The following is a 19,565-nucleotide window of genomic DNA, read 5'->3' on the forward strand; positions in this document are numbered from 1 at the left end:
CCAGGCGGCCGAGCATGGCGAAGCCCATGGCAGGCAGGATGTTGGCTGCAACGCCAAAGCCAGCAAGGACAAAGGGCGGGATGAAGTCGAGCAGGCCCTGGATGGCGTCAGCACCCAGATAGAACGACAGCGAGCACAGCAGGAACGCCATGATGATACCGGTGGCACCGATCAGGAAGTGCATCGCATAGACACCCTTAAGGTTGCCCTGGCCGGAGAAGACATCAGCGCGGTCAACCAGGATCGGCAGGGCGGCGTTGAGGATGTTCTTGATGGCAAGGCACAGCGTGGCGATGGGCATGGCAAGCGCAATGGCTGCCTCGGTGCTCTGGCCCAGCTGGATAGCGAAGGCGCAGGCGAGCACGCCGCCGATCGTCTCATCAGGCGGCACGTAGGCGCCGATGGAGATCGAGCCCATGAACAGCAGCTCCAGACTCGCACCGATCGCGAGGCCGGACTGCAGGTCCCCCAGCACCAGGCCCACGAGCGGGCACAGGACGATGGGGCGGAACGCGTAGAGCGTACCGAGCTGGCAGTCGAACTTACCAAATGCGGCGATAAGTCCGATGAGGATTGCTTGGGTAAGCATATATCCCCCTTTCCTAATAGGACACTACGAAGAGCTCAGACTCTTCGAAATTGAACGCCTAGAGCACGCTGGCGCAGTCAACCTTGGGGTCATCGGCCAGGGGTCGAATCTCGACCTCAACGCCACGATCCAGCATCTCGCGCACATCGGCTTCCTCGGCCGCGGTCAGGAAGATCTGACGAGAGACCTGACGAGCATCGGGACGCTTCTCGTCCTTGGGCTTGGTGTTGCCCAGGTTGACCGACTTGATCTGCGGGCAGCCCTCAACAAGCTGCTTTGCCTCAGCGATAGTGGCGACGCAGATGATCATCTTGTACTTGTCGGTCACGCCCGAGTTGATAGCTTCGATTGCATGCTCCATATCTTTGATGACGAGCTTGCAGCCGGCAGGCTTGCCCATCTTAAGCGTCGTCTTCCACACCGGGTCATTAGCGACCTTATCGCCCACGCAGAAGATGCAGTTGGAGCCAAGGCCCTGAACCCAGGAAACTGCAACCTGGCCATGAAGCAGGCGATGGTCAACGCGAAGTAGCTGAATCATAATGTGACCCCCAAAGGTCTTGTGCCGTCTTACGGCGTGTCAGTAGGTGCTGCGGATTAGAACTCTTCTTCCTCGTCGTCATCGACCAAAAGATCGTTGACAAACTTCACGCGCGTATCGTCCGCAGCGACGATGGCGCGAATCGTCTCCTCAACCGGCGCCGACTCGTCAGAGAACAGCAGCTGGATGAGGAGAGGAAGGTTCATGTTGGTAACGAGGTACGTGCGGGGACGCGTCTGGACGATCTTGGTGAACTCGTTGTTGACGCTGCCGCCAAAGAGGTCGGTGCAGACAACGACATCATCGTCAGCAGACATGCCTGCCAGCAGTTTTTGGGCCTCCTCGGCCACGTCCATGCGGCCATCGACGAACATCGAAAGATCGTGGACGTTGTCGCGAGCGCCCGAGAGCAGTTCGACGCTCTCCTTGATGCCGGTAGCGAAGTGCGCATGGCTGGCGATGATGTACTGTCTCATTCTGTGTTCCTCTCAATAGCCCGGCACGTTCCCGCACCCGTTTTCTTTAGTAGTCGAACTGGTGATAGTAGCGACGATACTTGAGGTTATGCTTGGTGACCGTCTCGTAGTAGCGAGCCAGGCGGTCGGTCACGAGCACCGTCAGAATCCACGGGGAGACGATGACGCGGAACTCGTCGTCAAGGCCGGGGATCGCGAACTCGGCGGTGTCGATGATGTTGATGTCGGTGTCGCCGGTCACGCCGCGGGTCAGGAAGGCGCGGACGCGCTCGTCGAGCTTGCGGTTCTCGTCCTCGCCCATGAACAGGAAGACCGGGACGCCGGGCTCCACGAGCTCGAGGGTGCCGTGGAAGAAGTCGGCCGAGGTGATGTAGCGGGTGCGCTTCCACTGCATCTCCTCCAGGATGCACATCGAGAACAGGATGGTCTCGCCCCACAGGGCGCCGGAGCCGATGAACATGGTGTAGGGGGCCAGGGCGTACTTCTTGGCGAGCTCCTCGGCGCGCGGCTCGAAGCGCTTGCGGATATCGAGCATGTCCTTCCAGATGTCCTTGGTCTGCTCGATGAACTTATCGAACTGCGGGAAGCAGCCACGGCGGTTGAGCAGGCGCAGGCCGAAGCAGTCGGCGAGGTAGTAGCCCTTCTCGCAGCCGCCCGAACCATGATCAGAAGCCATGGCGACGCAGTTCTCGGCACCGACAGCCTGGCCGATGGGGCCCTCGGGCTTGGTCATGGCGTAGACGCGCACGCCCATGTCCTTCATCTTCTTGACGGCCTCGAGGACCTCGGGGGTGGTGCCGGACTCGGAGGCGGTGAGCACGACGGACTTCTCGGTCATGCGCTTGTGGCCCATGACGTTCCACTCGGCGGCGTGGATCAGGTAGACCTCGAGGTCGCGGTCGCCGAACTTGTTCATGAGGTACTCGAGCTGCATGAGCTCGTCCCAGGTGCCGCCGACGCCCATCAGAAACACGGCGTCGTAGCCCTCGTCGGCGACCTTGTCGGCGAGCGCGGTCATCTTCTTGCCGGTCTCGTAGAGCGCCTTGCCGTCCTCGAGATAGCCCTCCTGGTCGAAATGCATGATCTCGATCTTCTCGGTTTCCTTCATTTGTCTCTCCTTTCTGGGGTTGTCTTCACATCCCCCATGCCAACGGGCATCAAACCCGCTTACATTCCGTAACACTCGGCCGCTTTGGCCTTAAGCGCATTGACTGATTCTTCGTAGCCCTCTGCCTTGACCTCCATTTGCTTGGAGACGGCATCAAGATACGGGTGCACGTCCCATGACTTCAGACGCTCGGCAATCATTGCCGCAATCGTCTGGAAGAACACCAAATTGGGAATTGCGCTGAGCAGCGGAGCCACCTGAGGCACCGCAACCTCGTGAGCCTTACCCCTGGGATGGGCCGTGAGCAGCACCGTTTTTGCCGTAACGTTCGATAGCGCATCGGCGATATTCGCAAGACGCTCCGACCCCTGCGGATCGTCGACGATAAACACCAGATAGCCCGGAACGATCTGCATCTCGGGACCGTGAACGAACTCCTCGCCCTCGTGATGCATGGCAGGAATCTTGATGGTCTCGCTCAGCTTGAGCGCCGCCTCCTCGGCAACGCCGTAGTTGGGGCCGTTGCCGACGACCATGGCGGGCGTGTGCTCAGAAAGCTCGAACATGTGGTCTTGGACATATGCCTCGGCGGTCTTGCACATCACAGCATTGGCATGGATAGCCTCGCGCAGGTCGTCAAGACGCTGGGCAACGCCCTTGGCGTCAATCGTTCCGCGCGCCTGACCGCCGTAAATACCAAAGAGCACCAGGTACTCAACGAGAACCTCAACGCCCAGAGTCACAAAGTCCACCGACTCGACGCCCACACCGTAGTCAAGAACGATGTCAGTGTGCTCCTTGATGGGCGCCTCGACGTTTGCCGTGAGCGCAACTGCAGCCATATCGTGTGCGCGCATGTAATCGAGCGCCGCAATCGTATTGGTCGAATAGCCACTCTGCGAGACGGCGATGTTGAGCGCATGCTGCGGATAGGTGTGTTCAAAATCGACGAAGGCCTCGGGCGTCACAACGGACACCTGCATCTGCAGCGCATCTTGCAGGTAATCGCGGGCGCAATCCGCAGCATGGCGCGACGAACCCGAAGCAACGATGCGCAGCGCGTCAAAAGAACCGGACTGGAAAATATCAACGAGCTGCGCTACCAGCTCAGACGAACGCTCGAGGTTCTCTCCCATACGCACATGGGCAAGCTGAACGTAATCGAGCATCTTCATCGTCTCACCTCGTAACAAATCATTAGTATTTGATACCAATCACAGTTACAGGTTACGGCTTTTTGATACCTCTTTGTCGATTAATTTATCCCCTTCGGCGAACGGTCGATTTTGAGCCATGTAAGGTTGTATATACAGCTGACCCAACGATCAAAACTGGTTAGTTTCCCAGCCGTTATTCACAAAATACCAGCTAGTACGTATAGGTGTAGCCGCCCGTATCGCCACGATTGAAGGACTTTACATACTCGATAGCCTGACCGCTCGCGTCATAGCTCACGCATTCCAAAAGCAAAACAAGATCGCCCTGTTCCAGTCCAAGGAGGCCGGCATCTCGTGCGCCCAGTGCCTCGATATCGAGCTTTTCCTGTGCCATGACTGGCTTTCGGCCCAGCATCTCATAGGTCTCGTACAAACTGAAGACCGACACGTCAATATCTTCGATGGTTGGGAACAGCAGGCAGGGAATCAGCGCCGTCTCAATCGATACGGGGCTACCGTTTATGCAGTTCAGGCGTCGAACGGAATAGAGCAGGTCGTCCTCGGCGATGCCAAACAGGTCGGCGTAATATGGCCCCGCATAACGCTTGGAACGCGCGAGAATACGGACGGACGGCTCGCCGCCCGAAGCACGGACCGATTCACGGAAACCGACCGTGCGTTCAAAAAAAGCAGGTACTTTCTGCGCCACAAAGGCACCTTTTCCCCGAACACGGCGAATCTGCCCGCGCCGAACCAGCTCATCGACAGCGCTTCGGATGGTCAAGCGTGTCGTACCAAATTCCTCGGCGAGGTCTTTTTCGGACGGAATCATGGAACCCGTGGGATATGCACCGCGCTCGATACGTTCCTCGATGCAGCGTCGAATGCGCATATAAACCGGGGTGGCATCTACTGTTTCAGCCATTGTTCACCTGCCACGCTCCTCATGCCGTTCTCTTCGCCGTTATCGGCAAAGCGGAACTTTGTGGGCAAAATCACCGATTTGCAATGCTCCACAAAACGCATGTCCTTATCAAATTCGATCGAGCTCTCATAGAACACCGGCGTTCCCTCTTCTTGCTGGAGCAGCTCGGCCTCTTCGACGTTCAAACGCGAGATGGAGATATGCTCACGTCCATGCTCAACGCGCACGCCACCTTCTTTGAGCAAGACATCGTAAAGGCTCTCACACTCAAAATCGTGCTCGGGAAGCGATGGGCACAGGGACAGGTTAACGTGAGCGGTCTCGATTGACGCCGGCTCGCCCTCAATAAGTCGAACGCGCTGCATGCGGAGCAAGGGAGCGCCTACAGCCACCCCAAGCTTGTCGGCAAGCGCCTCATCCGCCTCGATGGTCCCGGTGGAAACCAGACGAGAAGAGGGGTGCAGGCCGGCAGTCCGCACAGCATCGGAAAAGTTATACGTTTCCTGGAAGATGTTCAGCGGCTTGGGAGGACACACATACGTGCCCGATCCGCGACGGCTCTCGAGCGTTCCACACGAGATAAGCCGCGTGATACCGGCACGCAACGCCGTACGCGAAACGCCAATCTCTTCGCACAGCACGCGCTCGGCCGGCAGGCGATCGCCGCCGGCAAGCTGATGGTGCTGGATATACCAAAGAATTCCCTCAACAGCATGATCTTTGGGGGGAATTGCATAAGATTCGCCTGCCATTGCACAGACTCCTCATTCAGAAACGTATGCCGCGAAAATTAGGCCAGCCCTCCCATGGCATCAAATTCTGCCTTGATCTTCTCGGCGACATTCCGATACGACTTATATAGACTTGAATCGCGTTTGACTTCGTCGGTCATAACGGGAATCTCTAATTTGGAAACCTCGTCTTTTCCCGTCTGAACCGCCACAACAACGCCCATACCAAGACACATATTACGCTTGGCAGCATTTATTTTTGCTGCCTTGGCAGGATTTGCCAGGATACGCTGGGCAAATTCCTGTTTAGAGACCGCTTCTTCGGCCTCCGGATCGCCCGACTCGGCCACTTCGCACTGCAGCACGTCCGCATAGTCAAAAATCTTCGGCTCGCCGCCGCGCTGATGTACGGCCCATTTGCGATGCGTGGCATCTTGGTAGATAGCCGGCAAAAACGTAAACCGCGGCGGGTCCAAAATCGTATCCGTGATGGTAAACACATCGGGATCAAAGGCATCCTGCGGGTTTTTCTTCTTGAACAGCCCCATATCAGCCTCCCGTACTAGTATTAAACAACTCAAGCCGAATATAGCACCAATTTGAAGTTGCAACGGCAACCCTTCGGTACACGGCGGCAATCACGCGCTCAGCGGAAAAGTGTACGGGCGAGGGCCGGGGTGCCTGCTTTGTTTTGAGAAGTGGGCTCCGCGAACTTCTCAAAACAAAGCAGGCACCCCGGCCCCGGCGATGTATCTCGGGCTAGCCATAGTAAGACTTCCTGTTTCCAAGGCAGCAACAGCCATGTCCCCAATACATTAAAAAAATCAGCCCCCGCATATCGAAACGGTCGAGAGGGCCGCCTCCGGGCGGGTGCCTTCCTCTGAGAAGTTCGCGAAGCCCACTTCTCAGAGGAAGGCACCCGCCCGGAGGCGGCCCCAGTGCGAGACCGTCCCGGATGCTATCCGCTACCCGCACAGCATGGTTACGAGAGGGATCGTCAAGATGGAGCAGATGATCGACAGGAAGGTGCACTGCATCATGGGGCGTGCGTCCTTGCCGTATTGGAGACAGTACAGCGTGCCGTTGCTGCCAACCGGCATTGCCATCTCGAGGACGAGTGTTGTGATAAACATGGACGTCATGCCCGGCCACACGCGAGCCACGGCAAGACACGCCACGGGCACGATAACCAAACGGAATGCAACGGCGACATAGGCGCGCCAGTTGGTAAGCATATCGAGCGGATGATACTTGGCAATAGACGAACCCATGAGTAGCAGCGCCGCCGGGGTGGTCATGGTGCCCACGATGGAAATCGAATCGCCCAGCACGCCCCAATCGGTCCAACCCGTCAACACGATCACGAGCACAACAAGGCTCGCGATAAGGCCGGGGTTTTTGCAGCAAGCGGCAAGGTTTCGCAGTTGCTTCTTCAGGCCGCCTCGTGTGCCACTAAAGAGCATGACACCGACGGTAAACATAAATATGTTGAGGGGGATGAGCGCAATCGAAGCATAGAGCAGCGCCTGCTTGCCAAGCACCGCCTGAACAACCGGAAACCCGATAAAACCGGCATTTCCAAAGAGCACGGCAAAGCGATACGAGCACTCGGTTCCCTTAGGCACACGAAGGACAGCGGTAACGGCAAACGCGATTACGATCGCCACCACATACATGACAATAGACAAACCCATGAGCGAAAACGTATCGGCAACGCTCGGCAGCTGCACATCGTCACCCAGCGCCGACGAAAGCACCAAGCACGGCAACGCCACCTGAAGCAGCAGACGCGACAGCTCGCGTTCAAACTCGGCCTTCATAAACCCCAGCTTGGAGATACACCACCCCAACAGGATTGGCAAAGAAACCGTCACCATCTGCAACGCCACGCTCGTAAAGCTCATCTACTCCCCCTCTTAGCTATTCCACGAGGGCCGGGGCGGCCTGGTTAGGTTTGGGAAGTGGGCTTCGCGAACTTCCCAAACCTAACCAGGCCGCCCCGGCCCCGGCAATGTAATCCTAGCTGACCAAAGTTAGATGCGCAGTCTCCAGGGCAGCATCAGCAACGCCACCATTGCATTAAAAATTTTCAGCCCCGCAAAACGAAACGGCCGAGAGGACCTGCTCCGGGCGGGTGCCCTTCCTCGGGGAAGTTCGCGAAGCCCACTTCCCCGAGGAAGGGCACCCGCCCGGAGCAGGCCCCAGCGCGAGACCGTCCCGGATGCTATTCGTTGTCGCCAGCGGTCATTTGGGTTGCGGAGAGTGCGCCGTCGGCAGCGGTTGCAGCTGCTGCGTCGGGCCAGACCCAGTCGGTGAAGGCCGGGTGATCGTAGCCCTCATCGCACGCGAACTCAAAGGCCTCGGTGCGGAATGCCTCCCACTCATCAATCTGCTCGGCAAACTTATCGGCGTCGACCATGCGCAACGCGTCGGCGGCCAGGGCCCAGCGGTCCATGTTATTCAGGCGCAGCATGTCGAACGGCGTGGTCGTGGAGCCCTTCTCCTCGTAGCCGTGGACGCGGAAGGCATCGTGGCCGGGGCGGTTCCAGATCAGGCGGCGAATCGTACCGGCATAGGCGTGGAAGGCGAAGAGGACGGGCTTCTCACCGCAGCCGAACAGCTCAGCCCAGCGCTCATCGCTGATGGCCTGATCGTTCTCGCAGACGTTCTGAATCTTGAGCAGATCGACCACGTTGACAAACCACACCTTAATGCCCAGCTTGCGCAGCATATCGGTTGCAGCCAGGGCCTCGAGCGTCGGCACGTCACCACAGGTGGCGACCACGACGTCGGCCTCGGCGAGCGAGTCGGCAGTCGACGCCCACTCCCAGGTCGCGATGCCCTCGGCGAGCTCGGACTTGGCCTCGTCGACCGTCTGGAAGGTGGGGGCGGGCTGCTTGCCACAGAAGACGGCGTTGACGCAGTCGGTGGACTGGTAGACGCGCTCGGCAACGGCAAGCGCCATGTTGGCGTCGGCCGGATAGTATGCGTTCACGATGTGCGTGTCGTTGGCTTTGTTGAGCAGCAGGTCGATAAAGCCGGGGTCCTGGTGCGAGAAGCCGTTATGGTCCTGGCGCCAGACATGGCTCGACAGCAAAATGTTGAGGCCGCTGATGGGAGCACGCCACGGAATCTCGCGCTTGGTGGCCTCGAGCCACTTGCAGTGCTGGTTGACCATGGAATCGACCACGTGGACAAAGCTCTCGTAGGAGCTCCACACACCCGAGCGGCCGGTGAGCACGTAGGCCTCGAGGAAACCCTCGCACTGGTGCTCGGACAGCTGCTCGACAACCTTACCGGAACCGGCCAGCAGCTCGTCGTTGGCCTCGTCCTCGTAGAAGCCGGCATCCCACTGCTTTTTGGTCACCTTGTAGGCAGCCTGCAGGCGGTTGGACGCGGTCTCGTCGGGACCGAAGATGCGGAAGTCGTCCATGTTCTTGGCCAGAACATCGGCGGTGTACTCGCCAAAGACGCGGGCGGCCTCGGTGGAGCCCCAGCCGTGACCCTTACTTGCGACGGGAACCTCGTGGGCGTGAATATCGGGGAGCTCGAGCTCGCGGCGCACCTTGCCGCCGTTTGCATTGGGGTTGGCGCCGATGCGCAACTCGCCGGTCGGCATAAAGGCCGTCACCTCGGGGCGCACCTGGCCCTCGGGTGTAAAGAGTTCCTCGGGCTTGTAGGAGCGCAGCCACTCGCGCAGCACGCGGAAGTGCTCGTGGGTGTCCTTGGCACTCGCCAGCGGCACCTGATGTGCGCGCCAGGAGTCCTCGGTCTTCTTGCCATCGATGTGCTTGGGGCAGGTCCAGCCCTTGGGCGTACGGAACACGATCATGGGATAGGCCGGGCGGACCACGGTCTCGCCTGCGACGGCCTGGGCCCGTGCGGCGGCCTTGATGTCGCAAATCTCGTCAAAGACCTGCTCAAACAGGACAGCGAAACGCTTGTGGATGCTTGCATGGCTCTCGTCGTCAAAACCGGCGACAAAGAAGTGCGGCTTATAGCCCATGCCCTCAAAAAACTTGGTGAGTTCTTCGTCGGACACGCGGGCAAGAATGGTGGGGTTGGCGATCTTATAGCCGTTGAGGTGCAGGATCGGCAGGACGATACCGTCGGTTGCCGGGTTCACGAGCTTGTTGGACTGCCAAGAAGTCGCGAGCGGACCGGTCTCGGACTCGCCGTCGCCCACCACGGCCACGGCCAGCAGGCTCGGGTTGTCCATGACGGCGCCGTAGGCATGGCTGAGCGTGTAGCCGAGCTCGCCACCCTCGTGGATGGAACCTGGCGTCTCGGGCGCAAAGTGGCTCGGGATGCCGCCGGGATAAGAGAACTGGCGGAAGAACTTCTGCAGGCCGGCCTCATCATTGGTGATGTCGGGGCGAATCTCGCGGTAGGTGCCATCGAGCAGCGACTGGGCGGTGCCGGCGGGGCCACCGTGACCCGGTCCCATCAAGAAAATGGCGTTCTGGTTGTGATCGGCGATGAGGCGGTTGACGTGGCCGAACAGGAAGTTGATGCCGGGCGTGGTGCCCCAGTGACCGACCAGGCGGTGCTTAACGTCCGGACGACCAAAGTCGCGCACCTCACCGGTTTTCTCGTCGACAAAGTCGCTGCGCATCAGCGGGTTGGAGCGAAGGTAGATCTGACCGACGGACAGATAGTTCGATGCGCGCCAATACAGGTCGACGCCCTCGAGCTCGGAAGCCGGTACCTCGTGGCCCAGCTTTTGCCACGGCGTCCCCAGTGTTTTAGCCATTGTTTATGTCCCTTCGCTGTGCGGTCGCCTTCCAATACGGCAACCATTCGTTGGGACTAGTATATTTGCTAAAACGTTTTATCATGTTGAAAAAACGTTTTAGCATCCTGATTTGCCATCTGGAAAGGCAAAAGCAGACATTCACCTGCGGTATTGCCTGTCACAGGTGTTCCACATTCAGTCTCTGCAAATTGATAAACGTGTTTAGTTGTGTTTAGTAAGCTCGAGAACGCTGCCCTTAACGATAAGCGCCGGCTCCAGAACGACCTCTTCGGCACGCCTACCGCCTCTACCGGCAAGACGCTTGGACATGCAGCCAAAAGCATGCTCCGCAAGGACACCAGGATCCTGCTCAATCGCGGTCAGCGCCGGCTCAAAGAGAACGTCGGCCGCCGAGTTGTCATAGCTTACGACCGAGATATCGCTCGGAATGCTCTTCCCCATCTCGTGCAAGCGCTTGAGCAGACCGAGGGCAATGTTGTCCGAGCTTGCGAACACGGCGGTGGCGTCGGTTGCGAGTACCGCCTCCGAGGCCTCGTATGCACTCGGAATGTAGTACTCGCTCTCAAACTCCAAACGTGCGTCGATAGGCAGGCCAACCTCACGCAGCGCGCGCTCATAGCCGGCAAGTCGCTTACGCCCCGTATTGGAACGGCGCGCGTTAACCAAGCAGGCAATGCGACGGTGGCCCTGCTCGATCAGATAGCGAGTGGCCATGTAGCCACCCATCTCGTGGTCGAACATCACCTTGTCGCACTCGAGCCCCTCAATGGCACGGTCGACCATCACGGCAGGGATAGGCAGATGGCTGACTTCTTCGCGCAGGGCGCGGTCGTCGGAGAACTCGTCGCCCACAACCAGGAAGACGCCATCAACGCCGCGCGTTACCAGCTGGCGCAGCAGCTCCAGATCGTCGTCGGCACTTCCACCCGAGCTGGTAATGAAGAGCGCATAGCCGTCCTCGCGGCAGCGCTTTTCCAGGCTACCGGCGAGCGAGGCAAAAAAGCGGCTCTCGATGTTAGGGACGATAAGGCCCAGCGTGCGCGACTCGCGCATGACCAGACTACGCGCAATCTGGTTGGGGACATAGTGGTTGCGCGCCGCGACCTCCTTGATGAGCTTGCGGTTTTCTTCCGAGATGCGACAGGGCCGATTATTGAGAACAAGCGAGACCGACGAGGGGGAAAGCCCCACCTCCTGGGCGATCTGCTTGAGGGTGACTTTGTTGGCCATCTCGCTCCTTCCAGGTTTACGCGCAATCTCTTGAAAGTATAGCGACCGACCCTCTACCTCGGTGATAAACACTTTACCAATCCGGTAGACGGCTGTTTTATCGCCGCCAGCGCACCAAATCCGTCCGGGTGGGGTATATTGCAATCGATTGATGACAACGACCACCAAAAGGCGGCTATTAGTATGCACGAAAACGATTTTTTTAACGAGGACCTGCTGTGCGCGCTTGCTGGCGTTGCCGGCGAGGACAACGTACTGATGAGCGAGCCCATGCGCGAGCACACCACGTTTAAGATCGGCGGCCCGGCCGACGTCTTTGTCACGCCCGATACCGAGCAGGGCCTCGTCGCCACGCTCGATACCTGCTATCGCTGCGACCTGCCGCTCACCATCGTGGGCAACGGCTCCGACCTGCTCGTCGGCGACAAGGGCATCCGCGGCGTCGTCGTAGCGCTGGGCGAAGGTCTCTCCAACATCACCGTCGACGGCACGCACGTCACGGCGGCAGCCGGCGCGCTGCTTTCCGATGTCGCCGCGGCGGCAGCCGAGGCCGGCCTCACCGGCATGGAGCCCATCTCGGGCATCCCCGGATCGGTCGGCGGCGCCTGCTACATGAACGCCGGTGCCTACGGTGCCTGCATGGCCGATGTGCTGGAGTCCGTGCGCGTCTACAAACCCGCTCGCCAGCTCGACGACGGCACCCGCGGCAGCGGCAATATCATTGAGTTCGATGTCGATGAGCTCAACCTGGGCTATCGCAAGAGCCGCATTGCCGACGACGGCTTCATCGTGCTTTCGGCCACCTTCAATCTCGCTCCGGGCAACGCCGCGATGATCAAGGCCGACATGGACGACTACCGCCAGCGCCGCGAGGACAAGCAGCCGCTCGACATGCCGAGTGCCGGCTCCACTTTCAAGCGCCCCGAGGGCTACTTTGCCGGCAAGCTCATCATGGACGCCGGCCTGCGAGGACACGCCGTTGGCGGCGCGCAGGTAAGCGAAAAGCACTGCGGTTTTATCGTCAACGCCAACCACGCCACCGCCGCCGACGTTGACGAACTCATCCGCCACATCCAAACAACCGTCAAAGGCCAATTCGACGTAGACCTAGAACCCGAAGTCCACCGAGTAGGCGAATTTTTATAAAAAGAAGGCCCCGAAAGGGGCCTTCACCATATTTATTCAGATAACCCAGTCCGGTGTGTCGCGCCCCGAATCCGAGAGGGCCGGGACAGTCCGAGAGGCATAAGGTTGATCGCGAGTTCCGCACGAGCCGGAGAGCACTTAATGTGCTCTCCGTGCGAGCAGGACTGCCCGAGCAGGCAACCTTATGCCTCTCGGACTGTCCTGGACCAAGCCGCAGCTACGACAGCGCAATACCGCCGAGCCAGCCCCAACGCACGCCAGAGCCAGTGCCATAGAAGCTAATAAACGAATCAAGCGACTTAGACGTAATGGCACCCTCGTTGCTCATAACGATGCCGCCGCCAACGTAGATACCCACATGACCGTAGATGAGGCCCGGAGCACCCGTGCCGCTATGCGATGAGTCGGCCACGATCATGCCCACCTGCAGCGCCGAGCGGTCGGAGCTATAGCACCAGGCGTTAAACATGTCGCACGCATTGCCGCCAAAGTAGCCAACGCCGGCGTTACGGAAGACATTGGTAACCCACGCCGCGCACCAGTTCTGGCCCGGCGAAGGCGTGGAGTAGCACGCGTTGACGACGGCCTGTTGCTTGCCCGAGCCGGCATTCTGCTGCGGAGTTCCGGGCGCATACGATCCGCCACCCGAGCTCGAACCACCCGAGTAGGAATTGTTCTTGTTCGCGGCGGCCGCGGCAGCGGCGGCCTTCCTAGCGGCCTCCTCGGCCTGGGCGGCAGCGAGAATCTCGGAATCACGCTGAGCCATGAGCTCCTTGACATCGTCAGAGAGGCCGTTCAGAACCGTCTGGACTTCCTGCTGCTTGGCCTGCATGTCCTGCATCTGGGCAGTCTGCTGGTCCTTGAGCTTCTCTAAGTCGGCCTTCTGCGACTCGAGCTCGGTCTTTTGCGCATCGAGCTCTTCCTGGATGGTCTGAATGTCCTCGATGGCGTCGCGGTCGCTCTTGTTGATCTTCTCAACGTAATGCGCGTTGGCGACGAGTTCCTCAAACGAGCCAGAGGCCAGCAGCAGCGACAGGATGTTCGTGCCGCCGGACTTGTAGCTGGCGGCCACGCGATCGGAAAGGTCGTTGCGCTTCTTCTTGAGCTCGGCCTTCTTTTCATCGATCTGGGCCTGCGTGTCGTCAATCTTGCCCTGGACATTCTCGATGTCGTTGAGGGTCTGGGCATTCTTGTTGGCCAGCGCCGCATACTCATTTGCGATGCTGTCGAGCTGGGCCTGAACCTCGTCGAGCTGGGCCTGGGCGGCATTCAGTTTATCGGTGGTTTCTTTGGAAGCCTCCGCCGCATGGGCGCGAGCGGGCAGGCCAAAAAGAACTGCCGCAGAAGCGGCGCCGAACAGGGCCTTGAGGGCAGTGCGGCGCGAGAGCTCCTGGGAAAGGATGGAATCGCTGTTTGGTGACATATGTACTCCGTTACATGCTTATTTATATGTCGCTCAACTCATACATATTAGCGTACATATGGCGCGTCCCAACGATTTCCACGAACGGCAGGAAACTGCAAGGTCAGCGGCTCGTAAGCAAATGCCAAAGATCAGGTTATGCGTACGCAAGCTCTTCTATGAGTACGTTAGCACAATCCTCTGCTTTTCCTACAGCGCACGATTTGGGCGTCCCTGCCTGCGCTATACTCCCCTGAAGAAGTGTTCCTGATTCGATAGGAGACTACATGTCCAAAGCACTCGACCCCAAAGACACCTGTGTCCTCGTTACCGGTGGCGCCGGCTTTATCGGCTCGCACACCGTCGTTCAGCTGCTCGAGGGTGGCTATCAGGTCGTCATCGTCGATGATCTCTCCAACTCCAGCGCCGTCGCCGTCGACCGCGTCAAGACCATCGTGGGCGACGAGGCCGCCAAGAACCTCACCTTCTACGAGGCCAACGTGCTCGACCGCGATGCGATGAACAAAATCTTCGATACCCATCAGATCGACCGCGTCATCCACTTTGCCGGCTTTAAGGCCGTCGGCGAGTCGGTGAGCAAGCCCGTCGAGTACTACCACAACAACATCGAGAACACCCTGGTGCTCATCGACGTCATGCGCAACCATGGCTGCAAGTCCATCATCTTCTCGAGCTCCTCGACCGTCTACGGCGACCCGGACAACCCGCCCGTCACCGAGGAGGATCCTAAGAAGCCCGCGACCAACCCCTATGGTTGGACCAAGTGGATGATCGAGCAGATCCTTATGGACGTCCACACTGCCGACCCCGAGTGGGACGTCGTGCTGCTCCGTTACTTCAACCCCATCGGCGCTCATCCGTCGGGCCTGATCGGCGAGGACCCTAAGGGCATCCCCAACAACCTGGTGCCCTATGTCGCCCAGGTCGCCGTGGGCAAGCTCGAGGCCGTTCAGGTCTTTGGCAACGACTACCCCACCCCCGACGGCACCGGCGTGCGCGACTACATCCACGTGTGCGATCTGGCCTCTGGTCACGTTGCCGCCCTTAACTGGATGAACGGCAAGACCGGCGTCGAGATCTTTAACTTGGGCACCGGCACCGGCACCTCGGTACTCGAGGTCGTCGCCGCCTTCTCCAAGGCTTGTGGCAAGGAGCTGCCCTACGTGATCCGCGAGCGCCGCGCCGGCGACATCGCTGCCAACTGGTGCGATGCCTCCAAGGCCGAGCGCATGATGGGCTGGAAGGCCCAGTACGACATCGCGGACATGTGCCGCGATAGCTGGAACTGGCAGAGCCACAACCCCAACGGCTTCGCCGACGCCGAGTAGCAAAAACCTACATACCGCTCTTGCCCCGATCTCACGTTGTGAGGTCGGGGCTTTTTCATGGCATGTAACCATTCGCCGAAAATCGACCAACTTTTTTATCTTGCCTGTACATGTTTAAACAACATGTTTTACAATGGGCGTATCGAATCAGAACATCGGAGGCGGACTGCACACCCATCGGCAGGCCGACCCCGCAACAAGAAGGTTGGTGAGCGCATTCATGGAGCGTGCAAGCGGCGTCCTCATGCCCGTCTCATCTCTGCCCGGACCATACGGAATCGGCGGCTTTGGCTGGAATGCCTACGACTTCGTCGATTTTCTCGCCTCGTGCAAACAACATTACTGGCAGATTCTGCCCCTTACGACGACCAGCTATGGCGATTCGCCCTATCAGTCGTTCTCGGCCCGCGCAGGCAACCCCAACTTTATCGACTTTGCCGAGCTTATCGAGGCAGGGTATCTAGAGCAGCGCGATATCGATGGCGTGTACCTGGGTTCTGACCCCAGTAACGTTGACTACGGTGCCATCTTTGGCGGCCGCCGTCAGATTCTCGACCGCGCCGCCGAGCGCTTTGCTGCCGACAAGCCGGCCGATTTCGATGACTTTATCCAAGCCAACGAGGACTGGCTCATCCCCTACTGTGAGTTCATGACCGTCAAAGAGGAGTGCGGTCTCAAGGCGTTTTGGGAGTGGCCCGCGGAGCTCCGCACCCGCGGTGAGGCTTCCGCCAAGGTCTGCGCCGACCATCCGGCGCGTATGCTCTACCACCAGATGACGCAGTACTTCTTCGATCGCCAGTGGAGCCGCCTCAAGGCCTATGCCAACGAGCGCGACATTCTCATCATCGGCGACCTGCCCATCTATGTCTCGCGTGACTCCGTCGAGATGTGGGCGACGCCTGAGCTCTTTAAGATCGACGCCGCCGGCAATCCCGTGAGCGTCGCCGGCACGCCGCCCGACCAGTTCTCGGCCACCGGCCAGTACTGGGGCAACCCCATCTACGACTGGGACGCTATGGAGTCCGATGGCTTCTCCTGGTGGGAGGGCCGCATTCGCGCCGCCCTCGACATGTACGACGTCATCCGCCTGGATCACTTCCGCGGCTTCGAGGCCTATTGGGAGGTGCCGTTCTCCTCGCCCGATTCGTCCTACGGTTCGTGGACGCAGGGCCCCGGCCTCAAGTTCTTCAAGACGCTCGAGGAAAAGCTCGGCACGCTGCCCATCATCGCCGAGGACCTGGGCTTCCTCACCCCCGGCGTCATCGACATGCGCGATAACTCGGGCTTCCCCGGCATGAAGATCCTGCAGTTTGCCTTTGAGGGTACCAACTCGTACTACCTGCCGCATAACTACATCGCCAACACCGTCGCCTATGTGGGCACCCACGACAACGAGACGGCGCGCGGTTGGTTTGAGGGAACGGCCACCCCGCGTCAACGCGAGCAGGCAGCCCTGTACACCCATCAGCAGGCCGGCGAACCCATGGCAGATGCACTCAATCGCACCATCGCCGCCAGCGTGAGTGACACGTGCATCTACACCATGCAAGACCTGCTCAACTTGGGCAACGAGGCGCGCATCAACACCCCTGCCACGCTGGGCGGCAACTGGACCTGGCGCATGCTCGACGGCGCCATCACCCGCGAGCTCGAGCACAAACTCACCGACTGGACCGAGACCTACTTCCGCATCCCGTCGGAAGCCGAAATCAAGCTTCCTCAATAGGAGCTACCGCGCCCGGCCCCTCCCCACCGTGCGGACGCGCTTGCTTTTCCCGCGCGAGGCCACCCCAATCCCCTCGCGCGGGCTTCTTATGAATTGCAGACATGAAACAACCCATCACAGGAGAAAACATGCCCCAAATTAACCTCATGGAACTCGCCGAGCAGTCTTTTGGCACCTCGCTCGAGCAGCTCGACGACCGTCGCATTTACAAGCTGCTGGTCAAACTCGTGCAGGAGCGCTCTGCCACCTGCCCGCTCAACAACGGCAAGAAAAAGCTCTATTACATTTCCGCCGAATTTTTGATCGGCAAGCTGCTCATCAACAACATGATCGACCTCGGCATCTACGACGAGGTTAAGGACCAGCTCACCGCCGCAGGCCACGACCTCAACAAGATCGAGGAATTCGAGGTCGAGCCGTCACTCGGCAACGGCGGCCTGGGCCGCTTGGCCGCATGCTTCCTGGATTCCATCGCCACGCTGGGCTTGACCGGCGATGGCGTGGGCCTCAACTATCACTACGGTCTGTTCCGTCAGCGCTTTGTCGACAACCAGCAGAAGGCCGTCCCCGACGAGTGGCTCGGTGAGCAGGACATCCTAGTCGACGATGACCGCTCCTACACCGTCGAGTTCGGCGATTTTGCCGTTACCTCCAAGCTCGTCAACATCGATGTGCCCGGTTACGGCCAGCCCACCAAGAACCGCCTGCGTTTGTTCGACCTGGCGAGCGTCGACGACGGCCTGGTCCCCGGCAGCTCCATCGACTTCGACAAGACCGAGATCGCCAAGAACCTCACCTTGTTCCTCTACCCCGACGATTCCGACGAGCAGGGCCGCCTACTTCGCATCTATCAGGAGTACTTCATGGTGAGCAACGCCGCCCAGCTCCTGATCGACGAGGCCGTCGAGCGCGGCAGCAACCTGCACGATCTGGCCGACTACGCCGTGGTCCAAATTAACGACACGCACCCCACCATGGTCATCCCCGAGCTCATCCGCCTGCTCACCACCGAGCATGGCATCGAGTTTGACGAGGCCGTGACCATCGTACGCTCCATGGTCGCCTACACTAACCACACGATTCTTGCCGAGGCGCTCGAGAAGTGGCCGCTCGCCAGCCTACAGAAGGTCTCCCCTGCCATCGCCGACATTATCGTCAAGCTCGATGAGATCGCGAAGGCCGAGCACGATGACCCGCGCGTCGCCATCATCGACAAACACGATACCGTCCACATGGCCCACATGGACATCCACTTTGGCTTCTCCATCAACGGCGTAGCCGCCCTCCACACCAAGATCCTGGAGGACACCGAGCTTCATCCGTTCTACGAAATCTATCCCGAGAAGTTCTCCAACAAGACCAACGGCATCACCTTCCGCCGCTGGATCCATGGGGCCAACCCCGCGCTCGCTAGCCTGCTCGACGATGTGATCGGCACCGACTGGCGCAGCACCGGCGATCTGAGCAAACTCGCCAAGTTCGCCGACGACAAGGACGTTCTTGAGCGCCTGGCCGCCACCAAGGTCGAGGCCAAGGCCATCATGCGCCAGTTCATGGCGCTCGAGCAGGGCGTGACCATTCCCTCCAACGCCATCATCGACGTCCAGGTCAAGCGCATCCACGAGTACAAGCGCCAGCAGATGCTCGCGCTCTACATCATCTGGAAGTACCTCGATATCAAGAACGGCAACAGACCTAAGCACCCCGTCACCATCATCTTTGGCGGCAAGGCGGCGCCTGCCTACACTATCGCGCAGGACATCATCCATCTGATCTTGACGCTGTCGCAGTGGATTGCAAACGACCCCGACGTGGCTCCCTACCTGCAGGTCGTCATGATCGAGAACTACAACGTCACCGCCGCCGAGCGCGTGATCCCCGCCGCTGATATCTCCGAGCAGATCAGCCTGGCCTCCAAGGAGGCGAGCGGCACCTCCAACATGAAGTTCATGCTCAACGGCGCCCTAACCCTGTGCACGCTTGACGGCGCCAACGTGGAGATTGCCGAGCTCGTGGGCGACGAGAACATCTATACCTTTGGTGCCTCGTCCAAACAGGTCGAGCAGCTCTACGCCGACGGCGCCTATGACGCCGGTGCGCTCTACCGCAAGCCCGGCATTAAACTGCTGGTGGACTTCATCACCAACCCCGCCTTTATGGCGACCGGCAACGCCGAGCGCCTGCAGCGCCTGCACGACGACATTAAGGGCAAGGACTGGTTTATGGCCCTGCTCGACATTGAGGAGTACATCCAAACCAAGGAGCGCGTGCTGGCCGACTACGAGGACCAGGACGCCTGGATGCGCAAGGCGCTCATCAATATCGCCAACGCCGGCACCTTCTCGTCCGACCGCACCATCTCCCAGTACAACGACGAGATCTGGCACCTGAACTAATTTCGCTTCCCTTACCCATCCTCCTGAGAAACG

At 59.5% G+C, this 19,565-nt stretch carries 16 protein-coding genes; 4 read left to right on the top strand and 12 right to left on the bottom strand.

Features of this window, described 5'->3' with window-relative positions; all coding sequences use genetic code 11:
• The 11 genes from LK493_RS08235 to LK493_RS08285 all read right to left on the bottom strand — a co-directional run.
• Positions 1-589 (bottom strand): PTS mannose/fructose/sorbose/N-acetylgalactosamine transporter subunit IIC (locus LK493_RS08235; RefSeq protein ID WP_227790693.1); only part of this gene is annotated, 589 nt, incomplete at its 3' end.
• A 58-nt stretch (positions 590-647) separates the two neighbouring features.
• Complete coding sequence (locus LK493_RS08240) at positions 648-1,130, bottom strand: PTS sugar transporter subunit IIB (RefSeq protein ID WP_099432286.1); 483 nt, start codon at positions 1,128-1,130, stop codon at positions 648-650.
• Positions 1,131-1,186: 56 nt separating this feature from the next.
• Positions 1,187-1,606: a PTS sugar transporter subunit IIA gene (locus LK493_RS08245; RefSeq protein WP_035137739.1), complete on the bottom strand. Its 420-nt coding sequence runs from the start codon at positions 1,604-1,606 to the stop codon at positions 1,187-1,189.
• A 46-nt stretch (positions 1,607-1,652) separates the two neighbouring features.
• Positions 1,653-2,714, bottom strand: a complete 1,062-nt coding sequence (locus tag LK493_RS08250) for an SIS domain-containing protein (RefSeq protein WP_227790694.1) — start codon at positions 2,712-2,714, stop codon at positions 1,653-1,655.
• A 59-nt stretch (positions 2,715-2,773) separates the two neighbouring features.
• Positions 2,774-3,889 (bottom strand): SIS domain-containing protein, encoded by a 1,116-nt coding sequence (locus tag LK493_RS08255; protein WP_227790695.1) that lies wholly within the window; start codon positions 3,887-3,889, stop codon positions 2,774-2,776.
• Positions 3,890-4,082: 193 nt separating this feature from the next.
• Complete coding sequence (locus LK493_RS08260) at positions 4,083-4,796, bottom strand: GntR family transcriptional regulator (RefSeq protein ID WP_035137743.1); 714 nt, start codon at positions 4,794-4,796, stop codon at positions 4,083-4,085.
• A complete protein-coding gene (locus LK493_RS08265) occupies positions 4,781-5,548 on the bottom strand; it encodes a GntR family transcriptional regulator (RefSeq protein WP_035137744.1) in 768 nt (255 codons plus the stop codon). The genes LK493_RS08260 and LK493_RS08265 overlap by 16 nt, the downstream gene beginning before the upstream one ends.
• 38 nt (positions 5,549-5,586) lie before the next feature.
• On the bottom strand, positions 5,587-6,075 hold the full coding sequence (locus LK493_RS08270; RefSeq protein WP_227790696.1) for a hypothetical protein: 489 nt from the start codon (positions 6,073-6,075) through the stop codon (positions 5,587-5,589).
• 417 nt (positions 6,076-6,492) lie between these two features.
• Entirely contained in the window at positions 6,493-7,431 is a 939-nt protein-coding gene (locus LK493_RS08275) for an AEC family transporter (protein WP_227790697.1), read from the bottom strand.
• Positions 7,432-7,751: 320 nt separating this feature from the next.
• On the bottom strand, positions 7,752-10,280 hold the full coding sequence (locus LK493_RS08280) for a phosphoketolase family protein (RefSeq protein WP_227790698.1): 2,529 nt from the start codon (positions 10,278-10,280) through the stop codon (positions 7,752-7,754).
• 204 nt (positions 10,281-10,484) lie between these two features.
• The gene (locus tag LK493_RS08285) at positions 10,485-11,513 is read right to left on the bottom strand and encodes a LacI family DNA-binding transcriptional regulator (protein ID WP_227790699.1); all 1,029 of its coding nucleotides are present in this window, start codon (positions 11,511-11,513) and stop codon (positions 10,485-10,487) included.
• 183 nt (positions 11,514-11,696) lie between these two features.
• Here LK493_RS08285 and murB point away from each other — a divergent pair, with 183 nt between their 5' ends.
• Complete coding sequence (murB, locus tag LK493_RS08290; RefSeq protein WP_227790700.1) at positions 11,697-12,659, top strand: UDP-N-acetylmuramate dehydrogenase; 963 nt, start codon at positions 11,697-11,699, stop codon at positions 12,657-12,659.
• A 217-nt stretch (positions 12,660-12,876) separates the two neighbouring features.
• Here the strand turns inward: murB and LK493_RS08295 are convergent, their stop codons facing one another.
• Positions 12,877-14,082 carry a coiled-coil domain-containing protein gene (locus tag LK493_RS08295; protein ID WP_006235871.1) on the bottom strand — a complete coding sequence of 402 codons (1,206 nt, stop codon included), beginning with the start codon at positions 14,080-14,082 and terminating at the stop codon, positions 12,877-12,879.
• Between the two features lie 266 nt (positions 14,083-14,348).
• Here LK493_RS08295 and galE point away from each other — a divergent pair, with 266 nt between their 5' ends.
• From galE to LK493_RS08310, 3 genes are all read left to right on the top strand, one after another.
• The gene (gene galE, locus LK493_RS08300) at positions 14,349-15,410 is read left to right on the top strand and encodes a UDP-glucose 4-epimerase GalE (protein WP_006235870.1); all 1,062 of its coding nucleotides are present in this window, start codon (positions 14,349-14,351) and stop codon (positions 15,408-15,410) included.
• A gap of 208 nt (positions 15,411-15,618) precedes the next feature.
• On the top strand, positions 15,619-17,136 hold the full coding sequence (gene malQ, locus LK493_RS08305; protein WP_227790701.1) for a 4-alpha-glucanotransferase: 1,518 nt from the start codon (positions 15,619-15,621) through the stop codon (positions 17,134-17,136).
• Positions 17,137-17,264: 128 nt separating this feature from the next.
• Positions 17,265-19,532, top strand: coding sequence for a glycogen/starch/alpha-glucan phosphorylase (locus tag LK493_RS08310; protein ID WP_227790702.1), 2,268 nt, complete (start codon positions 17,265-17,267; stop codon positions 19,530-19,532).
• Positions 19,533-19,565 lie beyond the last annotated feature (33 nt).

The organism is Collinsella aerofaciens, assembly GCF_020709435.1.
GTDB lineage: Bacteria > Actinomycetota > Coriobacteriia > Coriobacteriales > Coriobacteriaceae > Collinsella > Collinsella aerofaciens_AU.